Origin of the sequence: Mycobacterium sp. 1245111.1 (genome assembly GCF_001673405.1) — a bacterium.
Lineage (GTDB): Bacteria > Actinomycetota > Actinomycetes > Mycobacteriales > Mycobacteriaceae > Mycobacterium.
The window spans coordinates 1-22011 of the sequence record NZ_LZLV01000095.1 but is presented as its reverse complement, the minus strand read 5'-3'; the positions used below and the strand labels follow the sequence as shown (position 1 = coordinate 22011).

Annotated in this window: 22 protein-coding genes and 1 pseudogene; 10 read left to right on the top strand and 13 right to left on the bottom strand. The window is 64.8% G+C overall.

Features of this window, described 5'->3' with window-relative positions; all coding sequences use genetic code 11:
* Nucleotides 1–10: 10 nt before the first annotated feature.
* From A5658_RS13410 to A5658_RS13395, 4 genes are read right to left on the bottom strand one after another with little or no spacing between them, the layout of a single operon-like run.
* Nucleotides 11–817 carry an acyl-CoA thioesterase domain-containing protein gene (locus A5658_RS13410; RefSeq protein WP_067335476.1) on the bottom strand — a complete coding sequence of 269 codons (807 nt, stop codon included), beginning with the start codon at nt 815–817 and terminating at the stop codon, nt 11–13.
* Nucleotides 817–1551, bottom strand: coding sequence for a DUF5642 family protein (locus A5658_RS13405; protein WP_156751454.1), 735 nt, complete (start codon nt 1549–1551; stop codon nt 817–819). Before A5658_RS13405 ends, A5658_RS13410 begins: the two co-directional genes overlap by 1 nt.
* A complete protein-coding gene (locus A5658_RS13400; RefSeq protein ID WP_067335469.1) occupies nt 1548–3518 on the bottom strand; it encodes a hypothetical protein in 1971 nt (656 codons plus the stop codon). The genes A5658_RS13405 and A5658_RS13400 overlap by 4 nt, the downstream gene beginning before the upstream one ends.
* Nucleotides 3515–5137: a protease pro-enzyme activation domain-containing protein gene (locus A5658_RS13395; RefSeq protein WP_231997315.1), complete on the bottom strand. Its 1623-nt coding sequence runs from the start codon at nt 5135–5137 to the stop codon at nt 3515–3517. Before A5658_RS13395 ends, A5658_RS13400 begins: the two co-directional genes overlap by 4 nt.
* Before the next feature lie 253 nt (nt 5138–5390).
* Between A5658_RS13395 and A5658_RS13390 the strand changes: the two genes are divergently transcribed.
* The 3 genes from A5658_RS13390 (at nt 5391) to A5658_RS13380 (ending at nt 8425) form a co-directional block, all read left to right on the top strand.
* The gene (locus A5658_RS13390; RefSeq protein ID WP_197503115.1) at nt 5391–6719 is read left to right on the top strand and encodes a sensor domain-containing protein; all 1329 of its coding nucleotides are present in this window, start codon (nt 5391–5393) and stop codon (nt 6717–6719) included.
* A 283-nt stretch (nt 6720–7002) separates the two neighbouring features.
* Entirely contained in the window at nt 7003–7572 is a 570-nt protein-coding gene (locus A5658_RS13385; protein WP_067335462.1) for a sensor domain-containing protein, read from the top strand.
* A 58-nt stretch (nt 7573–7630) separates the two neighbouring features.
* Nucleotides 7631–8425 (top strand): sensor domain-containing protein, encoded by a 795-nt coding sequence (locus A5658_RS13380; RefSeq protein WP_067335458.1) that lies wholly within the window; start codon nt 7631–7633, stop codon nt 8423–8425.
* Nucleotides 8426–8485: 60 nt separating this feature from the next.
* Here A5658_RS13380 and A5658_RS13375 read toward each other — a convergent pair whose 3' ends face one another.
* The 6 genes from A5658_RS13375 to pncA are packed head-to-tail and all read right to left on the bottom strand — an operon-like array spanning nt 8486 to nt 14036.
* Nucleotides 8486–9556, bottom strand: a complete 1071-nt coding sequence (locus A5658_RS13375) for an ABC transporter ATP-binding protein (RefSeq protein ID WP_067335452.1) — start codon at nt 9554–9556, stop codon at nt 8486–8488.
* 3 nt (nt 9557–9559) lie between these two features.
* Nucleotides 9560–10402 carry a carbohydrate ABC transporter permease gene (locus A5658_RS13370; RefSeq protein ID WP_067335448.1) on the bottom strand — a complete coding sequence of 281 codons (843 nt, stop codon included), beginning with the start codon at nt 10400–10402 and terminating at the stop codon, nt 9560–9562.
* Nucleotides 10393–11334, bottom strand: a complete 942-nt coding sequence (locus tag A5658_RS13365) for a carbohydrate ABC transporter permease (protein WP_067335445.1) — start codon at nt 11332–11334, stop codon at nt 10393–10395. The genes A5658_RS13370 and A5658_RS13365 overlap by 10 nt, the downstream gene beginning before the upstream one ends.
* Entirely contained in the window at nt 11331–12695 is a 1365-nt protein-coding gene (locus A5658_RS13360; protein ID WP_369830522.1) for a sugar ABC transporter substrate-binding protein, read from the bottom strand. The genes A5658_RS13365 and A5658_RS13360 overlap by 4 nt, the downstream gene beginning before the upstream one ends.
* On the bottom strand, nt 12682–13479 hold the full coding sequence (locus A5658_RS13355; protein WP_067335440.1) for a ketosteroid isomerase family protein: 798 nt from the start codon (nt 13477–13479) through the stop codon (nt 12682–12684). Before A5658_RS13355 ends, A5658_RS13360 begins: the two co-directional genes overlap by 14 nt.
* Nucleotides 13476–14036 carry a pyrazinamidase PncA gene (gene pncA / locus A5658_RS13350; protein ID WP_067335437.1) on the bottom strand — a complete coding sequence of 187 codons (561 nt, stop codon included), beginning with the start codon at nt 14034–14036 and terminating at the stop codon, nt 13476–13478. The genes A5658_RS13355 and pncA overlap by 4 nt, the downstream gene beginning before the upstream one ends.
* 212 nt (nt 14037–14248) lie before the next feature.
* Here pncA and A5658_RS13345 point away from each other — a divergent pair, with 212 nt between their 5' ends.
* The 3 genes from A5658_RS13345 to A5658_RS13335 are packed head-to-tail and all read left to right on the top strand — an operon-like array spanning nt 14249 to nt 17308.
* Nucleotides 14249–15520, top strand: coding sequence for a glycosyltransferase family 4 protein (locus tag A5658_RS13345; protein WP_067335434.1), 1272 nt, complete (start codon nt 14249–14251; stop codon nt 15518–15520).
* On the top strand, nt 15514–16245 hold the full coding sequence (locus tag A5658_RS13340; RefSeq protein WP_067335431.1) for a class I SAM-dependent methyltransferase: 732 nt from the start codon (nt 15514–15516) through the stop codon (nt 16243–16245). Before A5658_RS13345 ends, A5658_RS13340 begins: the two co-directional genes overlap by 7 nt.
* Nucleotides 16232–17308, top strand: a complete 1077-nt coding sequence (locus A5658_RS13335) for a prenyltransferase (RefSeq protein WP_067335427.1) — start codon at nt 16232–16234, stop codon at nt 17306–17308. The genes A5658_RS13340 and A5658_RS13335 overlap by 14 nt, the downstream gene beginning before the upstream one ends.
* On the opposite strand, the gene A5658_RS13330 is transcribed toward A5658_RS13335, so the two are convergent.
* Nucleotides 17305–17982, bottom strand: coding sequence for a class I SAM-dependent methyltransferase (locus tag A5658_RS13330; protein WP_067335683.1), 678 nt, complete (start codon nt 17980–17982; stop codon nt 17305–17307). The genes A5658_RS13335 and A5658_RS13330 overlap by 4 nt on opposite strands.
* Nucleotides 17983–18042: 60 nt before the next feature.
* Here A5658_RS13330 and A5658_RS13325 point away from each other — a divergent pair, with 60 nt between their 5' ends.
* The 4 genes from A5658_RS13325 to A5658_RS13310 all read left to right on the top strand — a co-directional run bounded on the left by A5658_RS13325 (nt 18043) and on the right by A5658_RS13310 (nt 20686).
* Entirely contained in the window at nt 18043–18624 is a 582-nt protein-coding gene (locus A5658_RS13325) for a TetR family transcriptional regulator (RefSeq protein WP_067335424.1), read from the top strand.
* 32 nt (nt 18625–18656) lie between these two features.
* A complete protein-coding gene (locus tag A5658_RS13320; protein WP_067335421.1) occupies nt 18657–19175 on the top strand; it encodes a DUF6328 family protein in 519 nt (172 codons plus the stop codon).
* Between the two features lie 51 nt (nt 19176–19226).
* Nucleotides 19227–20144 (top strand): DoxX family protein, encoded by a 918-nt coding sequence (locus A5658_RS13315; RefSeq protein WP_067335417.1) that lies wholly within the window; start codon nt 19227–19229, stop codon nt 20142–20144.
* 65 nt (nt 20145–20209) lie between these two features.
* Nucleotides 20210–20686, top strand: coding sequence for an RDD family protein (locus A5658_RS13310; protein WP_067335413.1), 477 nt, complete (start codon nt 20210–20212; stop codon nt 20684–20686).
* On the opposite strand, the gene A5658_RS13305 is transcribed toward A5658_RS13310, so the two are convergent.
* Both A5658_RS13305 and A5658_RS28445 read right to left on the bottom strand, forming a co-directional pair.
* Nucleotides 20676–21149: a gluconokinase gene (locus tag A5658_RS13305; RefSeq protein ID WP_067335680.1), complete on the bottom strand. Its 474-nt coding sequence runs from the start codon at nt 21147–21149 to the stop codon at nt 20676–20678. The genes A5658_RS13310 and A5658_RS13305 overlap by 11 nt on opposite strands.
* A gap of 41 nt (nt 21150–21190) precedes the next feature.
* A pseudogene (locus A5658_RS28445) lies at nt 21191–22011 on the bottom strand (phosphotransferase); the annotation flags it as partial.

Sequence of the window (22011 nt, the reverse complement as noted above, 5' to 3'; positions counted from 1 at the left end):
ACCCGCCGCTCTACGGAATCTTCAGCGGGAACTGGTCATTCGCGAAATCGATCTGGGCTGCCGGATTCGCGACCGCGGTCGTCATGCCCGATCCGAACGCGCCGGACTGATCGAAGAGCGTCGCCGTGCCGACCGCCACCCCATCGTTAGCCCAGTGTGAATCAGCTTGCACGCCAATCCATTCCCCGATTGGCAGCCGAGCCAATCCGACCGTCAGGTCGCCGTTGATGTAGCCAATCCCTTGGGTGCCGAGGTTAGTCACCAGACTGGTTGCCTCGGCAACCATGACGGCGCGGACGAACGGGGAATTCGACTGGCCCGATACGATGTCAATAGCACTGTTGTAGAAGCGTTTTCGGGAGTCGTTCTGATGATCGCCGGGTGAGCGACTCCAATCTCCCGCATCGCTGTCAACCGCGGTCTGTACCCCGTGCGATCGTGGCGGGAAGGGAATCGTCGTCGGCACGCTCCATAAACGTCCCGGCGGTGCGGACGACCGACGGTATTGCAGCAGGGTGGCGCGGGCGACCAAGCGCCCCTCTTGTGCGACATCGCACTCCGCACTGCGCACCCGCCTGCCGTCACGCACCATCCGGACGTCCACCGAGGTCGCGACGTTTCGCGCCGCCCGGAACAGATCGACCGTCAGCCGGGCCGGCATGAAATCAGGTGATCCGCAGTAGCTTTCAAGGTTTTGTGCGGCCAGACCGACGACAGCCGGTCCATTGAGGTGGTCGTCCCCCCAGTGGCTGCCAGCGAACGGAGTCGGCTCGAATTCGCCGCTCTGGCTCAGGGTGAAGTGCGCGGGTGGCTCCACTAGGGCGCCCGCAGCGCGTTGACGGCCTTGACCAGCATGCCGCTCAGGAGGTCTTCCGCAGCCGGGTCACCGGGAAGAATGCCCTCCGACGTGACGGCCACCGTGTCGCTGAGAAACGCCGCGAAGACATAGGACTTGGTTGCACCCTGCGCGGCGACTGCGATCGATTCGGTGGTGACGATGCCATCGATCGCGGGACCGGGTTGACGCGTGACCGACGAGACCACCAGCCGACCGCCAACTCGCTGGGTCAACGAGACCTGCTCGCAGCCTTTGGGGACTACCGCTTTGCCAAGCGGCGTAGGCGAACTCACGGCCCCGACCAGGATCGCTCCTCGGCCGATCCCACCGATCATGGTGTACTGCGCATCCTCGGGTGCTCGCACCGGCTGCAGCACAGACCGGCACAACGGAGGGTCGACCTTGACGATGTCACCCACACCGACGGCGAAGAACTTCTCCGCGTCCTCCCCCAGAGGCGCGATAGTGCTGTTTTGGACGCGGTCGAATCCTGGCGGAAACTGGTCTTGCAACTTGCTGAGCTGACTGATGTCGAAGTAGCGCCGTTGTTGCGGCGGTGGAGCTTTCGGTGCGGGCAGCATCGACGGCGGCATCGCAACATCTGACGATGCCACCGGTGTGCCGTCGATCGAGTGCGCGCATCCCGGCAGTGTGCCGATGGCGGCCGCCAGCAGCACAGCGCAGGCACGTGATTGTCGGGGGTAGCGCCTCACGGGCCTGCCGGCTTGTTCCAGGTGAAGCTGTTGACCGAGTTACCCATCAGTTGCGCGATGATCATGTTGACCGCAGACGGGTGCGCCGAGGTACGCGGCGTGAACCTGACCATCGGCCCCTCGGCGACCGCGACCAGAGCCAGATCATTTTTCACCGCGGTCATCACGAGCAGGCGTCCACGGGTGGAAGTGGCGTTGGGATTCTCATTGGAGAAGTCGTCGACCTCCCCATACCCGGGTTCGTAACCCACCATCGCGTTCGGAATCTGGTACGCGGTCTTGGCGGTCCGATAATTCTTTTCGATGTATTGCTCGACGATCTGGCGCGGCGTCCGATTGTTCGCCGGGGTGCCGAACAGGCGAATCTCCCCTTCGATCCGGTCGAAGGTCATCGTGATGCCGTCATCGCTTTTGGTCACGTCCGCTGCCGGAAGATAGGCGACCGAGAACGCTCCGTCCTTGGAGGTGAATCGCGGATACGTCTGGACAGCGACCGGCGGCGCGGTCGGGGGCGTCGCGGCGGGCGGCTCCGGAGTCGGCGCCTGCCCGGGTTCGCCGCCGACCGGCGGCCCGATCGGCGGCCGACCGCAATCCGGCGGGCATGCGTAATGCACCGCGGCCGGAGTGACGTTTACCGAGATCGCGGAAACCGCCACCACCGCAACCGTCAACGCCGCGGCCACCGCCGCGATCAGTCCGGCCGGCGACGTTGAATGTGGCAGCGGCGCACTGTAAGACCCGGGCGGCACACCGTAGCCGGGGAACAGGGCAGCCGGCGCCGCACCCATCGGCGCTTCGGCCACCGCACGTCTGGCACCGCGCGCAACTCTGCTCGACGCCCGCGACGCCGCGCCGCAGTTCGGGCAGAACGCCATGTCCGGAACGACGTGGCGGCAATGAACGCACAACGCCGCTTCGCCGTGTGTGGCGTCGGGCTGCTCATGCAGTAGCGCGAAATGCACACCAATTCGCAACGCCAGCAAGGCAATCGCCGCGAACACCAGATGCCACCACAGCTGCACCGCCGGCGTCAGGCTGGCGACGTCGACAACGCCCAAGGCCGCGTAGATGACGACGACAAGCGTCAACGCTGCTACCACGGCACGCCGTTTCGGCCCGCGCTGAAAGTGTCCGCGACCGCTGAACCACAGCGCGAGGCCGATTAGTCCACCGGCTGCGGCGGCGGTCAGCGGCATCGCGAGACCTTGCACGCCTGCCTGCATCAGAAGCACACCAGCCGGTTTGTGGTGCGCGACAAGCCCACTCGACAGCTGAGGGGCGGCGCGAACGGCGATCGCAGCCGCGGTGAAGAACAACGCCGACCGCGCACCGACGGCATACCCGTCGAGAGATTCGCGGCTGGCGGGCCGATAGACACGCGCAAGCACCGCGGGAACCAGCATCAACAGCGCTCCGAGCACCGGGATGCTCAGGCCTTGCGCGAGAAGTCGCCCACTACCGTTGCCCGCGCCGAGCGCACTGAGGTAAGTGTTGGCCAGCACGGGACCTGTCAGGTACGCCCAGCCCGCCCCGAGCGCCAACCCCGTCAACGACGTCCACGCGATCACCGGTCGACCGAGGTCGCTACCGACGCCGGCCTGCCGAACGTAGGCGATGAACAGCGCGGGCACACCGAACACGCTGACCGCGATCAGCGCCGCCTGCCAGCGCATCAGGGCCACTACCACGAGCACCACGATCAACAGGCCCAGCGTGACCCGAAATGCCGTCCGCGACCGCGGCACCAAATGCGGAAAGAGGCTGCTGATCAACGAGAGTCGGACCAGTTGCTCGTTCGGCTCGGCGACGTATGAGTCGGCCCGCCACCGATCCGGTCCACTGCCGGGCAGCGGATAAAGATGCGCGCCGCAGTAACCGCAGAATGCCCCCCCGGGGACATCGCTGTGACAGGCCTGGCACTGCACAATCACCGAGTCCTGTTGGGCGGCAGTGCTACTCGTCGTCATTGCCGAACCCCTTTCTGGACATCGAGAATATCGTGCGCGAGGTTGTCGGTGTCAGGAGTGCCCAGGCCGGTCACCAGGTCGTAGCCGGGCACCGCGATGTGAACGGCGTTGCCGCCCACGACCACATCGTGGAAGGCCGGTCTGGCCGCGCCGCTCGCGACCTGATAGAGCACCGGGTTGATGTTGCCCACTGGCTGTCCGCCGTTGGCCGACAGGAATTGGTTGACCAATACGGTCAACCCCGCCCAGATCGGCGCCGACTGGGATGTGCCGCCGCCGGCCATCCAATGCCCGTCGACCAGGATGCTGACGCCGCTGTAGGGGTCGGCGTCCGCGGCGACGTCGGGCGTCAGTCGATGCGTCGAGTCCCAGGCCGAGGACACCGCGCTTTGCCACCGCGGTCGGGGGAACAACCGGGAAACTCCCCCACCGGTGCCCTGCGACATGGGCGAGTCGAACCAGCTGGCTTCGGACACCCAGACTCCGTTGGCGTCCGTACTCAGCGTCGTGCCTCCGACGTCGGTCATCGCGGGAACCGAGCCGACGGCGTTGATCCCTTGGTCCTTCTCACCAGGGGGTGTCGACCAATCACCGTTGAAGTCAGCACATTCCAGTCCGCCGGAGTCACCGCTCGACATGAAGGCCGACGTGCCGTGGGACTCCGCGATTTGAACGGCCGATTCGACTGGGGCGAGGTCGGCCGCGGTGGCCATCCGGTCGCAGCCGATCCCCAACGACGTGCTCCACACCGCCCCCGGGAACTGTCGGTCGGCGAGCTGGTACATCTGCCCCGCCTGCGCATAGCTGGTCGACCCACCGAACGCGAGCGCGTTGACGACGACCAGCCTGGCGTCGGGAACGATGGCGTGAACGACTTCGAGGTCCATCTCGGTCTCGCCGAGTACCTTGCCCGGTTGTCCCCCGATGAGCTCCGGGGTGAAACGCGGCGAGCCCAACTTGTCGGCCCACTGGTCGAGATCGGTTTGCTTGTACCCGTCGATCTCGAAGAACACCACGGTCTGCCCCTTGCCGGTGAAGCCGTCGCGCGCCAACGGTTCGGCGTTGTACGTACGCAGCAGCGCGGGTGGCCTGAGCCCGCCGCGCGGGACGTCAACGGGGATGTTCGGCGGCTGCGCGCGGTGCATCAGCTGATAGCCCAGAATGCTCCCGAGCTCGCTGACCTCCCCCTTCAACGCGGCCGGGATGGACGGCTGCTGCGTCGCTGCGTAGAAGACCTCACCGCTTCGGCTGCGGTAGTCGTGGATCGCGACGTCGAACGCCGATCCAAGGTTGCCCGGTGTCCCCTCGATGTACGCCCAGTCGGCGCCCGGCTGCCACTGCACGGTCAGGTGGTGCCGTTGGGTCCAGCCGATCAAGGCGTCGGGGCGCTCCGAGTGATGCAGGGCAGCGGCCAGCGAGATCGCGGCCTTGTGCGCCGGACCCATGTCCTTGGAAGCGCTCAGCAGCCATGCCATCGGTCCGGTGATCAGGCGCGGACGGCTGGCCCCGGTAGGTCCGGTTCCCATGGCGAATACCAGGTACACCGCGGCCAGCAACGCCACCAGACGCAGGCCCGCACGATTGACAACGGCGCCCGCCGGGCCCCACAGTCGAATCACCGCTACTCCTTCGACGATTGATTCCGCATGAGTGCCGGCCATCGGCAAAAGTACTTCACATCCAAACCGCTCTTGTGCCGATTCAGCGAATTTTGCTCACGCGCTGCCGTTTACGCTACCGCGGGCGGTAGACATATGAATCACACAAAATTGGCAAGCAGGCTAACATCAGCCTGCCCTACTTCCCGCGTGCACCGGAACGACGAGAGGACCGCAACTGATGATGCATGGACTACGGCGTCGATTTTTGGTGGTGGGCAGTACGGCAGTGATTGCGTTGACGCTCGCGGCCTGCGGCACCCACACGACCGCCGGGATTCCGGTGCAGGCGAAGAAGACCACCGCGGGACATGCCCCGGATGCGGCTCCAACCAGTCCCGCGCCGCCGCCAAAACCGTTGTCCGCCAGCAGCATCAAAAACCTCACACTGTCCACCGAAGATGTCGATGAGATCGCCGGTCTGCCACTGGACGACCGGACGGAATTTGCGTCCCCGGGCTCGGCGGCGGGCGACTACAGCAAGCCCGACTGCGCCCTGGCCATGGGACTCACCAAGGATGCGCTCGGCGGTGGCGAGTTCACTGCCTATCGCGGAATTAAAAACAACGGGACCAAAGGCGACAGCCTCATCGGATCGCTCACTCAACACGTGGCCACATTCGAAACATCCGCCAAAGCCAGCGAACTCTTCCACAATGCGTACAACGCGTTGGGCAAGTGCAATGCAACGCTGATCAACGCTAATTCGGATCCGACCGTGTGGAAGATATTGGCACCCGGGCCATTCAACGGCGATGTGGTGACGTTCAGCTCACTCCAGCAGACCGATAAACAACAAAATCTCGGATGGCGTTGCGACCACAACGTGCGGGTCAAAAACAACGTCATCATCGAGGCATACTTCTGCGCCTGGGCCAACGGAACCCCGACGGCGGCGGCGGTAGTCGATCAGATCAGTGCCCGAATCCCACCCCCCGACAAGCCGGCCCCCAAGGCACCGTCGGATTTCCTCGGACCGGACAAGATCAAGTCCGTCATCGTGAGTGTCGCGCAGCTCGGAAAGGTCATCGGCGCCAACCTCGGCTCGATCGAGAAGGGTTACTACCCGCCCGATCCCGTCGACTTGGGCGCCCAGTCCCATTGCGGCCCACTATTGGGGCCCGATACCACGTCGTTCGGTGTCAACGTCGATTACACCGCATTTCGCGAAGTTGATGCACGCGAAGACAAGGACAGTTGGCAACACATCGTCAACCAAAGAGTCGCCACCTATGTGGACGCTCAAGCCGCATTGAACGCCTTCCAGAACGCGTTCAAAGGTGTCGGCGGTTGCGATGGCGCCCGAGTTCCGACCGCACAGGCGAACCAGCAGTTCCAGTTGTCCGCCCCGATCATCAACGGCAACGATGCCCAATGGTCGTTTGCCGAGCTGACCAATGGACAACCGGACACCTGGCACTGCGGATTCGATTTCCGCGCACAAAGCAACGTGCTTTTCGTCGCCAAGGTCTGCCAGTACGGCAATCCGGCGGATGTGGTGTCGCAGATAGCCAACGAAATGGCGGATTCCATTCCCAAGTGAGCGGACCTGTCCAGCACGCAATGGTCGTGAGCGCCCGAGTGCACGAGACATGTTGGATAGACCAGAGTTTCATGCAATCCGCCCGCGCAAAACTTGTGTGCCGGATAGGCTTCCCACCGCACTAAGCTCCCTACAGAACGCACGTGCTCGTAAACGTTGAGGGTTGAGATCACAGGAGGCAAGAATCTCGATGAAACGTGAACTTCTAACGCTGGGCTGCGCCGGCTTAGTCGCGTTGATATCAGCGGCATCACCCGCCACAGCCGATTCGTCATCGGGTCGTGTGACGGGCTCAAACATCGACTCTGTACTGCTGTCCGCAGACACCGTCGGCGACATCCTCGGCACCAACCTGCCGGTCCAGCTCAAAGGCAAGCGTCCGTTGCCGGAAGCGCAACTAGACCAGCATCAGGAATGCAGCACGCTGATCGAGCCGGGCACCAAATTCTATGGATCTGATTTGAATCTGTTCCGTATCACCTTGTTCAAAGACGACAAGGATTCTCCGGACTACATCGTGCTGCAGACGGTAGCGACCTACCCCGACGCACAAACCGCTCAGAACGTATTCACCAAGGGCATCCAACCAACCGCGGGCTGCAATTCGGTCGTCCAGATCACCGACATCGACAGCAAGCCGTCATGGCAACTCTCAGCCCCCAAGATCACCACCGACGACGCCAAATGGCACCAAGGCCAGTTGTACGAAGGCGACCCCTTCGGATGGAACTGCTACGTGGATCTGCACACCGCCGAGAACGCGATTCTGAAGGCCCAGGTGTGTCAGATGGGTAACGCAGGTCCGTCGGTCAGCCAAATGATGGACCAGATGGTGGGCGGGCTGCCGTCTTGAGTCGCGAAAGAGCCAACTACCAAACGCCGGGTTTGAATGACATGAAAGGGCAAATTCAATGAAGCGGGTAAAACTTATCTCTACCTGCGCGGGCCTGATTGTGGTGGCCGCTGTCGGGTGTTCGCATTCCAAGAACGGCGAAGAAGACACCGTGCACCCCTCTGTCAACAAGCCCGCACCGACACCGACCTCACAGCAGGCCGCGGCCGGCGACCCGACCGCCCCGGCGTCGGCACCCCCGTCTTCGTCGGCACCGGCCACGCCGCCGCCACCACCGATGGTCTCTCCCGGGAAGGTCGACGGCCTGCTGCTGCCGCTGGACGAAACCGGCGGAATCATCAGCAGCACTTTGGATTACGAGCAGAAGTTCAAGACCCCGCTGCAACCCTACGCACTCGGTAACCAGTCGGGTTGTGCGGTGCTGTTCGGGCTCAACACGGCCGCAGTGGGCAACGACTTCACCACGTTCCGCGCGCTGCGTCAGCAAGAGAGCAAGGACAACTTCACGCACGTCGTCGAGCAGGAGATTGCCACCTACGCCGACGCCGCGGCCGCGACCGCGGCCTTTCAGAACGCATTCAAGGCGCTCGACCAGTGCAATAACGTCTCGGTGCACCGCCCGACCGACAACGCCGGGACCACCTGGCAGTTCCAGGTCCAACCGGGCGACCCGGCGAGCGCGAACTGGCACAACACCGAGTTGACGAACAACAACGCCGACGGTTGGGGCTGCTCGCACGGTGCGCGGGTGAAAAACAACGTGATCTACGCGGCCCGGGTGTGCCAGCGCGGCGACACCGGTGCCGCGGTGCCCACCATCCTGGATCGAATCGGAAACTCGATTCCCGCCTAGCGCATCAGGTCAGTAGCCGGGGCCGGGGCGAGCATCGCCCGGCCCCGGCCGCCTCTGTGCTCACCGCAGCCGGCGGCCGTCGACGCCGAAGAAGTGCAGGTGTCCCGGTTGCGGGCGCAACCGCACACGAGAACCGCGCGCCGGCGGGTCCTGCCCGCCGGCGCGTGCGACGATCGGCTGCGCGAACGTGTTGTCGCCAAGCGTGATTCGGCCGTAGAGATAGGCGTCCGCACCGAGTTCCTCGACCACATCAATCTGCATCTCGATGCCGCTGCCGCCGATGTCCAGATGCTCCGGCCGCACACCTATCACCAGTTCGTCTGTCGCAGCGCTGATCTCGCGAGGCAGCGGGATCGACCAGTCCCCCAGTGCCACGCAGCGGTCGACCACCGGCGCGGCCAGCAGATTCATGGCCGGCGAGCCGATGAACTCCGCCACGAACGTGTTGACGGGATTGCGGTAGAGCTCACGAGGCGCTGCGCATTGCTGCAGAACCCCGTCGCGCAACACCGCGACGCGATCGCCCATTGTCATCGCCTCGACTTGGTCGTGGGTCACGTAGACGGTGGTGGTCTCCAGCCTGCGTTGCAGGCCCGCGATCTGGTTGCGGGTCTGCACCCGCAATTTCGCGTCCAGGTTGGACAGCGGCTCGTCCATCAAGAACACCTGTGGCCGACGAACGATGGCGCGCCCCATGGCAACCCGCTGACGCTGGCCGCCGGACAGCTCCTTCGGTTTGCGATCGAGGTATCGCTCGAGGTCGAGCAAACGCGCCGCGTCCACGACCCGTTCCCGGATTTCGCTTTTCGCCAGCCCGGCGATCTTGAGTGCGAACCCCATGTTCTGCGCGACGGTCATGTGGGGGTACAACGCGTAGTTCTGGAAGACCATCGCCACGTCGCGGTCCTTGGGATCGTCGCCGGTGACGTCCCGGCCGCCGATGAGGATTCGCCCGGAGTCGACGGTTTCCAGTCCGGCGATCATGCGCAGCGACGTGGTCTTGCCGCATCCGGACGGCCCGACCAACACGACGAATTCGCCGTCGCCGACGTCGAGGTCCAAGCGGTCGACCGCGGGGCGCTCCGCGCCGGCGTAGCGCCTGGTCGCTTGGTCGAATGTCACCACCGCCATGTGCTACCCACCTAGCCCGGTAACCGCGATGCCGCGGATGAAAGCGCGCTGCGCGACCGCGTACACCAACAACAGCGGCAACAGAATCAGCACGGATGCGGCCATCAGCACGGGCCAACGGGCGGAGTATTCACCTTGCATCCGAACCAGCCCAAGGGTCAGCGTTGAGATACTGCTGCGCTGAATCATCAACAGCGGCCACAAAAAATCGTTCCAGACGTTGACCCAGGTGAGCACCGCCAACACCATCACCGCGGGTCTGGCGTGCGGGAGCAGTATCCGCCAGTAAATCTGCCACGGGGAGCAGCCGTCGAGAATCGCTGCCTCTTCGAGTTCGTCCGGCAGCGTGCGGAAGAACTGGCGCATCAGGTAGGTACCGAATGCGCTACCGAACAATCCAGGAACGATCATGGCCCACGGTGTATCGGTCAATCCGGCGACGCGCATCAGGATGAATTGTGGGATCACTGTCACGGTCAGCGGTACCATCAACGTTCCCAGGTATAGGACGAACAACGTGTCGCGGCCTCGAAAGCGGAGGCGTGCGAATGCATATCCGGCCAGTGAACAGAAGAACACCTGGCCGATGCTGACGCAGGCGGCATACAGCACCGAGTTGACGAACATCCGCCAGAACGGCATCACAGCGAACACCTCGCCGTAGTTGGACCACTGCGGATGCGCGGGGAACAGCGTCGGCATGGTCACCTCGCCCGCCGTCTTCAGCGAACCCGACACCGCCCACAGGATCGGAAACAGCGCACACGTCGCGATCGCCGTCAGCACCACATACAGCACGACACCGCGAAATACCTTGGGCCTGAGCGCCCGTCCGGCTAGGCCCACGATCGTTCCTCCTGCGCAGCCCGACGTCGACCCAACCGCAATTGCACAACGGTCAATACAAGCAGGATCGCGAACATCACCCACGCCAGCGCTGACGCGTACCCGAATTCCAGGAAGGCGAACGCGTGCTGAAACAACATGATGCCTAACACATACGTCGCGGTTTCCGGACCGCCGTTGCGTCCGGTGAGCACGTAGATCAGATCAAATGCCTGAAACGCGTGGATGATCGAGATGACGACCACGAATGAGACGGCGCTACGAATCAGCGGCACCGTGATCGACAAGAACTGCCGCAGCTCCCCCGCGCCGTCGAGGCGCGCAGCCTCGTACAGGTTTTCCGGCACACCCTGCATGGCGGCCAACAGAATGACCGTCGCGAAAGGCACGCTGCGCCATACGCTGACGATGCACAGCGACGCCATGGCGTACTTCGGGTCGACCAGCCACGGGATCGGCTCGATACCGATCCACCCGAGGACGATGTTGAGCAGGCCGTTGTTGGTGTTGAAGACGAACTGCCAGACGACCGCCATCACCACCGACGACACCGCCAGCGGCACGAAGATGACGGTTCGAAATATGGCGATACCCTTGATTTTTCGATTGAGCAGGCCGGCCACGGCCAGGCTGATGAGCACGGTGGGTAGGACGGTGCCCACCGTGTAGACCACGCTGTTACGTAACGCGATGCGCAGCAGCGGGTCTTCGGCGAAGAGGCTGCGGTAGTTCGCCACGCCGACGAACTTGGCGCGGCTGAACATGTCCCAGTTGTGAAAGCTCATGTAGAGCGAGAATCCGAGCGGAAACAACATGAAGACCGCGACGCCCGCCAAGTTCGGCGCGACGAACAGGCGACCGTAGCGGGCGCGGCGCCGCGACGGTCCGCGCCTGCGAGGCGCGTCCGTGCGGTGCGCGTCGATCACAGTCATGGCGTCCGAAGCACCTCGTCGATCTTGGGCGTCAATTCACCCGTCAGGGCCGTTGCCGGCCGCGAACCCCGGAGCACCGGGCCGAGGTTGCGGTCCATCAATGCAACGATCTTGGGCCATGCCGGAGTTATCGGCTGCCCCTCGGAGTGCGCCGGGCCGCCGGTCAACACCGCGATATTGCTGATTCTGTTGTGCGCCTTGGCGAAGCCGGCCGATCGGACCGCCGATCGCAGCGCCGGGACAAAAAGGCCCGTCTCCCCGATCACCGCCTGCCCGACCGGCCCGGTGGCGAACTTCACGAACTCCCACGCCTGTTGTTTGCGCGGACTGCTGGAGGCGATCGCCAGCCCGGTGGTGCCGATGTTCGAGCGGGCCGCATGCCCTTTCGGTCCGGTCGGCAACACCGCGATGTCGAAATCCAGATCGTTGGCGCGCTCGAGTGTCTGATAACGCCAGTGCCCGCCGAGCGCCATCGCGGCATGACCCGACGTGAATAGGTCCGTCTGTGACATCGACTGCGACTCCGATGCACTAGGCGCAACCCGGTACTTGTTGTTGAGGTCGGCATAGAACTGGATGCCCTCGATGAACGCCGGATCGTCGAAATTGAGGTGCGTCGGGCTCATCCGCGGATTCGACCATGGCACACCGTTGTTCATCCCGAACAGCAGCGCCGAATAGTAAGGGGCCCAGGTATCGACAAACCCCCACTGGCTGACCCGACCCGACCGGTCGCGTTTGGTGAGCGCCGTTGCCGCATCGAGGAATTCGCCGAAGCTCCACGTCTCGCCCCATCGCCCCGGCGGTGGTCGCAGCCCAGCTTCGTCGAACAGCTTTTTGTTGTAATACAGGAAGACGCCCGACCACTGCTCCGGGAACGCATACTGCCCACCGTTGTAGGTGAATGTCTCGTACATCGACGGGACGCTGTCGGCTCGGAGTTCGGCGGCGAAGTCCTTGTCACCGGCGAGCATCGTGTTGAGATCGAGCAACACATCCCGTTCGGCGAGCCCCGAGTAGGTGAATTCCCACGCCATCAGCACATCGGGGCACTTGCCCCCGGCGCAGTAGATCGACACGTGCTGCAGCGCATCGGGACCGGACAACAGCGTCCGGACCTTGACGCCGGGATGGCTGCGCCGGAAGGCCTCGACGACCCGCAGCCGGGCATCGGCTTCTTCCGGGTTCGCCGCGAAGAAGAACGTCAGCGCGTCGTCGTCATCGGAACCGCAGGCGGTGGGCAACAGCGCTATCGAGGCCGCGCCGATCGCGCCGGCACCGCGTAGCAAGGTCCGTCGATCGAAAGGCCCACCGCGACCGAGACCGGTGGGCGCGGTGCCCCGGACATCACTGCGGGAAATAGCGCACCCGCGCAATCCCACAGCCCCGCCGTGCCCCGTCGGCGAACAGAACGCCGCGATGCGACCCCGATGCGACCGAGGCCGCGACGGTAGCACCAGCGGCGACCAGCTTGGTCGTCGCCGCGCCCGGACATCGCTCGATGAGCGCGCCGAGATCAGCGACCTCGTCGTCACCGAAAGTGATTGTCGCATCGGACGACAATGCCTCCAGTGCGCCGAATCCGTCGCCCCGTCCCACGGCGTTCACAAATGTGTCGACCAATGTTTTCTGGCGTCCACCCACGCGACGGAAGCCGGCGACAAATCCGGCCGTACCGCGCAGTCGCTGATTGCGAATCAGGCCCCGCGACAGCTGGACTCCCGCCGGGACCGCCGACACCCCGTTGCCCAGGAACTGCAGCACCATCGTGGGCAGCTCCCAATAGGCGCGCAACGTCGCGATCTTCCATTCGCCGTCGACCTGCCGCAGGTCGTATCGAAGGACAGCCGGAATCGTCATGGTGACAGCCGAACCCATTGCCACCTCGAGCGTGAGGTCGCGGATCGCCGACGATCCGCGGACGACATCGAGATCGCGATGGAAAGCGATATCGCGCGGTTCGATGAACGTGTCGTAGAACCGTCCGATCTCGATCGGTCCGGTATGCGGCCGCGAACCCACCGGGTCTTCGACGCGACCATCGGCGGCGAAAAGGCCCACCCACCCCCGACGGTCATGCGCCGCTGCGGCTTCCGGCGATCGCTCCACCGCCCTCATCAACGCCGACCCCGTCGCGCCCGTCATCGGCTTCCCACAATCTCGACACCTGCCGCGCGCAGTGCATCGATGGCTGCGGCGACGGACTGCTCCCCTACCCCCGCCGTGAGGTCGACCAGCACGCGCGTCGCAAAGCCTTGCCTCGCAGCGTCTTCGGCGGTCCGGCGCACGCAGTGATCGGTGGCGATGCCGACGACGTCGACCTCGTCGACATCGCGTTGTCGGAGCCAGTCACCCAACGGGGTTCCGCGATCGTCGACTCCGCTGAACCCGCTGTAGCCGGCGTCGTAGGCGCCTTTACGGAAGACCGCCTCGAACCGGCCGATATCAAGATCGGGGTGGAGTTCCGCGCCGACCGTATCGGCGCGACAGTGCGGCGGCCACGACGAGATGTAATCCGGATGATCGGAGAAGTGGTCACCGGGGTCGATGTGGAAATCCTGTGTGGCCACCACGTGGCCGTACTCGGAACCGTCCGCTAGGTACGCATCGATGGCGCCCGCCAGCGCCGCCCCACCGGCGACGGCCAGTGAGCCGCCTTCGCAAAAGTCGTTCTGAACGTCGACGACGATCAGCGCGCGCATGAGACCACGTTATCGCCGATAGCTCGGGTACCCGAGCCGTCGCGATCATTCGGCTGAGTAGGATCGGCAAAGTTAACGCCGCTAGCTGCGCGTTGCATAAGGTAGTTCGTCAAACTATAGTCCAGACACGTGTCCAGAAAGTTCGTTGACGCCTCGCCCGAATCTTTCACGGTGCTAAATCTCGGCTCCTCTACAACAGATCGGGCGTGAGCATGCGGATTGCATTGCTGTCCTATCGCAGCAAGCCGCACTGCGGTGGCCAGGGAGTTTACGTCCGGCATCTCAGCCGCAGCCTGGTCGATCTCGGACACTACGTCGAAGTGTTCTCTGGTCAGCCCTACCCCGAGGAACTCGACCCCCGGGTCGTGCTGACCGAGGTCCCCAGCCTCGACATGTACCGCGAGCCCGACCCCTGGCGCATCCCACACCCACGAGAAATTCGCGATCGCATCGATCTGCTCGAGCTGGCCGGGGTGTGGACCGCGGGCTTCCCTGAGCCGCGCACCTTCAGCCTGCGGGCAGCCCGGCTGCTGGGCGATCGGCTCGACGACTTCGATGTGGTGCACGACAACCAGAGCCTGGGAGTCGGGTTGCTGAAAATCGCGGCCGCCGGCTTACCGGTCGTCGCGACCGTGCATCACCCGATCACCCGCGACCGAGTGGTGGATCTGGCCGCGGCACGTTGGTGGCGCAAGCCGTCGGTGCGCAGGTGGTACGGATTTCTCGCGATGCAGCAGCGGGTGGCTCGCCAGATCCCGGAGTTGCTGACCGTGTCTTCGTCCTCGGCGACCGACATCACCACCGACTTCGGCGTGCACCCAGACCAGCTTCATGTAGTGCCGCTGGGCGTGGAGACCGACGTGTTCGCGCCCTCGGCGCAACCACGGGTCCCAGGCCGCATCATGGCAATCGCCAGCGCCGACGTCCCGCTCAAGGGCGTCGGTCACCTGCTGCAGGCGATCGCCAAGCTCCGCCATCACTACGACGTCGAACTGCAACTGGTGGCCAAGTTGGAGCCCAACGGCCCCACCGAGAAGCTGATCGCCGAGCTGGGCATCTCCGACATCGTGCACATCTCCAGCGGGCTCACCGACGAAGAACTTGCCGGGCTGTTCGCCACCGCTGAAATTGCCTGTATCCCTTCACTTTACGAAGGCTTCTCGCTCCCGGCCGTGGAAGCGATGGCAAGCGGGACCCCGATCGTGGCCAGCCGCGCGGGCGCGTTACCCGAGGTGCTCGGCGCCGACGGCCTGTGCGCCCGGCTGGTTCCGCCCGGTGACGTCGAGGAACTGACCCGGGTTGTCGGCGAGCTGCTGGATTCCCCCGACCAGCTCAGTCGGCTGGGCGCGGCCGGACGTCGTCGCGCTGTCGAGGTGTTCAGCTGGGAATCGGTTGCCGCCCAGACGGTGCGGGTATACGAGCAGGCCATCGCGCGCCCTTCATCGATCGGCGAACCCAGCCCGGCGGTGGGCGAGCTGTGCTGACAGTCGATTTCGACCGTCTCGGGATCGGTCCCGGCAGCAAGGTCATCGACGTCGGCTGCGGTGCCGGCCGGCACAGCTTCGAGGCCTACCGGCGCGGAGCCGACGTGACGGCCTTCGACCAGAACGCCACCGAACTCGGCGACGTCGACACGATGTTCCGCGGCATGGCGGAGGCCGGCGAGATACCGCCGTCGGGTCACGCGGAAACCGTCATTGGCGACGCGCGGGCCCTGCCGTACCCCGATCAGACTTTCGACTGCGTGATCGCGTCCGAAATCCTCGAACACATTCCCGCCGACGAGACGGTGATCGCGGAGTTGATTCGGGTGCTCAAAGTCGGCGGCAAGCTAGCGGTCACGGTGCCCCGGTGGTTGCCCGAGCAGGTCTGCTGGCTGCTCTCCGAGGACTACCACAGCAACGACGGTGGCCACATCCGGATCTACCGGGCGCATCAGCTGCGACACAAGATCGCCGAACGCGGAATGACCTTCACCCACACCCACCACGCGCACGCGTTGCACTCACCGTTCTGGTGGCTGAAATGCGCGGTGGGCGTGGAGAAGTCGGACCATCCCGCCGTGACCGCCTACCACAAACTGCTGGTGTGGGACATGATGCGGCGTCCATTGCTGACCCGGCTTGCCGAATCAACCCTGAACCCATTGATCGGCAAGAGCGTCGCTTTGTACTTCGAGAAACCGGTACCCGCCGTTGAGCTGGTCTAGAGTTCCGGGCGTCACCGGCGTCCTCTCCCCCGAACAATGCCGCCAGACGGCGGAATCGATTGCGGCGCTGCAATACTCGTCGGGCGAGATTCCATGGTCCGACGGTGGCCACACCGACCCGTGGGACCACGTCGAGTGCGCGATGGCACTTACTGCGGCCGGGCTGGTCGAACCGGCGCGACGCGCCTTCGACTGGTGCCGCCGCCAGCAACGCGCGGACGGGTCCTGGCCGATTCAATTGCGCGCGGGCGTGATCGAAGACGCCAACAGCGACAGCAACTTCTGCGCGTACGTGGCTGTGGGTGTGTGGCATCACGTATTGGTCACCGGCGACCGGGCGTTTGCCCACGCAATGTGGCCCACGGTACGCACCGCCATCGACTTCGTACTCGATCTTCAGCTCGAAGGTGGCGAAATTTGTTGGGCGCGTAGCTCTTCGGGCCCGTTGCAGGAGGCGTTGCTCACCGGTTGCGCCAGTATCTTCCACAGCATCCGGTGCGCGCTCGCGCTGGCGAATCTGATGGACGAGCCACAACCGGAATGGGAGCTGGCCCTTGGCCGGTTGGGCCACGCCATTGCGGTCCATCCCTCGGCGTTCACCGAGAAGCCGCACCATTCGATGGACTGGTACTACCCCATCCTCGGCGGCGCGCTGCGCGGCCCCGCGGCGAAGGCCCGAATCGCCGACCGGTGGCACGATTTCGTCGTCGACGGGCTGGGCATCCGATGCGTGGACGACCGGCCCTGGGTGACCGGTGCGGAAACGTGCGAACTGGTGCTGGCGCTGGATGCGATCGGTGACCGACAGTCGGCACTGACCCAGTTCGCCGCGATGCAGCATCTGCGCGAAAAGGACGGCTCGTACTGGACGGGGTTGGTCTTCAGCGACGGAAAGCGCTGGCCTGTCGAGCGCACCACCTGGACCGGGGCGGCGGTCATCCTGGCCGCCGATGCGCTGTCATCGACCACGCCGGGCAGCGGCATCTTCCGCGGCGCCGACCTGCCTCGTGGACTGGAGGGCGACTACGACTGCGAATGCGCGACCAGCCAGTCGGATCGCTAAACCGCGGCCCCGGCGTTGCCGGAGGTGCGCTCCAGCACTCGCATCGAACCCAGCGCCGATCTCTCCGTAAACGCGCCGCTTTCCAGTGCGCGGCAATAGATCTCATACGGCGGTCGCCCGCCATCACGTGGATCCGGGAACACGTCGTGGATGACCAGCGCGCCCCCGGCGCTCACCCACTTCGCCCAACCGTCGTAGTCCTTGCGCGCGGCCTCCTCGCTGTGACCACCGTCGATGAACAGCAGTTGCAGCGGCGTGCGCCAGCCGCGAGCCACCACCGCCGATTTGCCGACCACCGCAACGACGTTGTCGTCGAGTCCCGCTTCGTCGAGCGTGTGCCGCAAGCTGGGCAAGGTGTCGAAACGTCCGGTCACGGAGTCGACCAGCGAGGTGTCGTGATACTCCCACCCGGGCTGATGCTCCTCGGAGCCGTGGTGGTGATCGACGGTGAACAGAACACTGCCGCGCGCCCTGGCCGCCGCGCCCAGCAGCACCGTCGACTTACCGCAGTATGTCCCGATTTCCACGCCGATGCCGTGGTCGAGGTAGCTCATGGCCACCTCGTGCAAGGCCTGGCCTTCGTCGGCGGGCATGAAGCCGGTCACCCGGTCGGCCAGCGCGAATAACCGACTGGTCGGCTCGTCGTAGGCGGCCCGGTCTGGGGAAGTCGTCATTCCCAGCACGGTAACGCATCCGGTTGCCGCTCCCGGGACGGTGTAGTAGTGTCCGGACACGTGTCCAACCCGGTGGCTCGGGAATCGACCAGGCGGCGCCTGACCGCCAAGCAAGCCGACACCGTCGACCGGCTGGGTAATGCCGCGATCGGTGTGTTGAGCCGAGAAGGCTTCTCCGGGTTGACGATTCGCATGGTAGCGGCAGAAGCCGGTGTTGGCGCTGCCACGGCGTACACGTACTTTTCTTCGAAGGAACACCTCGTCGCGGAAGTTTTCTGGCGGCGGTTGGCGTCCAGTCCCGTCGCGTCAACCGAGTCACCCGATCAGACCGTGCGGGTGGTCGCCGTGCTGCGCCAGATCGCGTTGCTGGTTGCCGACGAACCGACGCTGGCCGGTGCGGTCACCAACGCGTTGCTCAGCCAGGACCCTGAGGTCGAGCACCTGAGGCTGCGCATCGGCCGCGAGATCCACCAGCGCCTGATCGCCGCGTTGGGTGACGAACCCACGCCTGACCTGGTCGAATCGCTCGAGCTGCTGTACGCCGGAGCCCTGGTGCGGGCCGGCATGGGATATGCGTCCTACAGCGATATCGCCGATCGACTCGACAGATCCGCGCGACTTCTGATGGCCGAGACGCCGTAGCACCACGCCGCGAGCTGGCATGATCAACGCCCATGGGCATCGTCGATCACCCCGAACGCGACCAGGCCTGGGATTCCGCGCAACGCGGCGGTGAGACCGAAACCCAACGCCTGGACCGCAATTGGGTCAGCCTGCTGCAAGAGTTGCGGGTCGTTCAGACTGGGGTCCAGCTGCTCACCGGGTTCTTGTTGACGCTGCCATTTCAGCCTCGGTTCGACGTGCTGAGCACCACCATGCGGGTGACCTACCTGGTGACGGTCGGAGCTTCGGTCGCCGCGACCGTGCTGCTGGAAGCGCCGGTTGCGCTGCATCGATTGTTGTTTCGACGGCATCGGACCGTGTTCGTGGTGGCCGCGGCGCATAAATTCGCGTACATGGGACTGTTACTGATGGGAACGGCGCTCACCGGTGTCACGGTGATCATCTTCGGCACGGTGGCCGGTGCCGCTGCCGGCGCTACCGCCGGGGCCTGCGCGGTGCTAGCGCTGATCAGTTTCTGGGTGCTGTTCCCCCTCTATATGCGGCGTGAGACCCTCCCACCGGACAACTGAGCGCTTTATCGCGCCGGTTTGCGCGACGCACAAGCCGGGAACCCCGCTGCCATGTTGATCCGCCGAATCGCTCGTCCTTTGCTGTCCGCCGCCTTTATCGGCCAAGGTGTCGAGACATTGCGCAATCCCGCGGTCTCGCTTGACGCGACGGAGCCAACCGTCACAGCGCTCCGGCAGCTGCCGGAGCCCTACGGGGATAAGGTTCCGTCAAATCCCGAGACCGCCGCGAGAATCAATGCCGCAGTTCAGGTCGCTGGGGGCATATTGCTGGCCACCGGCAAGATGCCCCGAGTCGCGTCAGCGGCACTGGCGTTCACGGTGATACCAGGAAGCCTTGGCGGGCATCTGTTTTGGACCGAGAGCGACCCGGAGCGCAAAGCCCAGAAGCGACGTGACCTGCTCACCGACCTGAGCCTGCTCGGCGGACTGATCATCGCCTCGGCCGACACCGCGGGCAAGCCGTCGTTGGGATGGCGCGGAAGGCAAGCGGCAGGCCGTATTTCGGAGGCGGTGTCCTCGGCGATGCCGCTGAACGGATCTGACGACTCGTTGCTCGATTCCGAGCTGGCCGACCGGCTCGCGCACGGCTTGCACGTCGGCGCCGAGCGCGGCCGCGAATTGGCCAGCACCGCAGCCGAGCGCAGCGCACCGCTGGTCGAGGCGGCCCGCAAGCGCGGTGAAGAACTGGCGCACACGGCGGCAGAGAAAAGCGCGCCAGCGATCAAGAAGGCCCGCAAGCGGGCACGTAAGCAGGGCACGCAGCTGGCCGAGACGGTCCGCGACCGCGGCAGCGAATGGGCCGACATCGCCCGCGACCGCGGCAGCGAATGGGCCGACATCGCCCGTGACCGCGGCAGCGAACTCGGCGAACGGGCCTACGAGCGCGGCAGCGAGCTGGCAGAACTGGCGCGAGATCGCGGAGAAGAGCTGGCGCACCGGGGGCGGGCCAAAGCGCGTCGCTGGCGCTGATCGAGCCCATCGACGAGGCTGATTAGCGGAGGTACATTAGCTGGCACCGCTGCGAGGAGCCCCGCATGACATCAGCTGACTTCAACCCCAACTACGGCTATGCACCGCACGGCGCCGGTGGCCGAGCCGGCGGTCTCGGCGCGCGATTCTTTGCCCGCCTGATCGACGGCGTGCTGGTCAACATTGTCGCGTTCGTCCTGTCACTGTTCCTGTTCGAGGATGACTACCCGTGGCTGGTCACCGGGCTGTTCTCCGGCGCGCTGATGTTCGGCTACTTCGTGCTGTTCGAAGTCACGTATGGCACAAGCGTAGGCAAACGACTGCTCGGCTTGCGGGTTCACGGCCCTGGCGGCGCGCCAAAGCCGAACTTCAACCAGTCGGCCATGCGCAACTCGTTCACGCTGTTGTCGGTGATTCCCTACCTCGGCACGCTGCTGGCGATCATCGCCTACATCGTGATCGCCGTGACCATCAGCGGCAGTCCCACCAAGCAGGGCAAGCACGATGAATTGGCCGGCGGCACACAGGTCGTCAAGACCTGAGATTCAGATACTGGACAAACGTTTCGACGATAGCGTCGACGCTGTATCCCACGTCGATACTCATGCCGCGCTCGTCTGGATCCAGCGGTTCCAGCGCGCCGAATTGCGACCTCATCAGCGACGCAGGCATGAAGTGACCTAATCGGCCGGCTTGCCTGCTGCCGACCAACTCTGGCGAACCGGTGAGGTGCAGGAACTCGATATCCCCTCGGCGCGAACGTAATTGGTCGCGGTATCGGCGTTTGAGCGCTGAGCAACTCATGACGCCGCTGTTATGGTCCGCGAGCCATTGCCCGACGGCTGCCAGCCAGGGACGGCGGTCGTTGTCATCGAGGGGCACGCCCGCGGACATCTTGGCGACGTTGGCTGCGGGATGGAAGGTGTCGGCATCGGCGAATGGAACATTGAGGCGATGGGCCAGCGCCGCGCCGACGGTCGATTTCCCGGAGCCCGAAACCCCCATCACCACGATCGACGCCTCGGGCGGACAGTGCTTTTCAGCGGTCACGACGTGGTCAGGTTGCGGTTCCACTCCACCCAGCCGATGCCGGTCCTCCCGTCGGCGGTGCTCACTGTGGCCCACACCCGCGGGAACTGACTGATCCGGCCATCTTTGGCGACGAGACGAAGTGGCGCGTGTCCTCGCACGTCAACCGTTGCCGTGATATCGCCGGGCTCGAGGACCAGCGTTGCGCCGACCGGCAATCCGGCCGCATCGAATGTCTCGGTGCGAGAGATCTTTTGCAACTCGTCGACCGTTTCACGTTGCACGTAGCCGACGCTCATCGGCGGAATGCCCGGTATCGAGATGTCCACCGCGTGCAGGTGTGTGCCGTCTTCGAGGTGCAACGCGCTCCAGAGCCAGTCCATGCTCCACCAGTCCCGCACTCCCCAGGAGTGGTCTCGCTGTCCCGGTACGGCGTCGAACTCATACCGGCGACCGTCCACGACGACCGATCCCGTTACTGTGCAGGGTATTTCATAGCGGGTGGTCACCCGGTACTGGTAGGGCGTGCCAGCGGTGGACCATTCCAGCTCCAGCGCCACGTCGACCGGTGCGCCCTCCTCTGCCCGCAGTAGTCCGGCCGGGTCCGGGAAGGACTGGCCCAGCCCACGCGCCTCCACCCGATAAGTGCGCAGCGGGTCCCCGACAGAGTGGGCGAAGTCGATTCCGCTGGTGTGCACCGACCACGGGTCGGCCGGCACCGGAACCTCGAAGTCGACCAGCGCGACCGTGGGAACATCGGGGCCGCACAGGGATTCGGGGGCTGGATGCGTTTGGGCCTGATCCCCAACCAGCAGACGGCCTGGCTGAATGTCCTCCT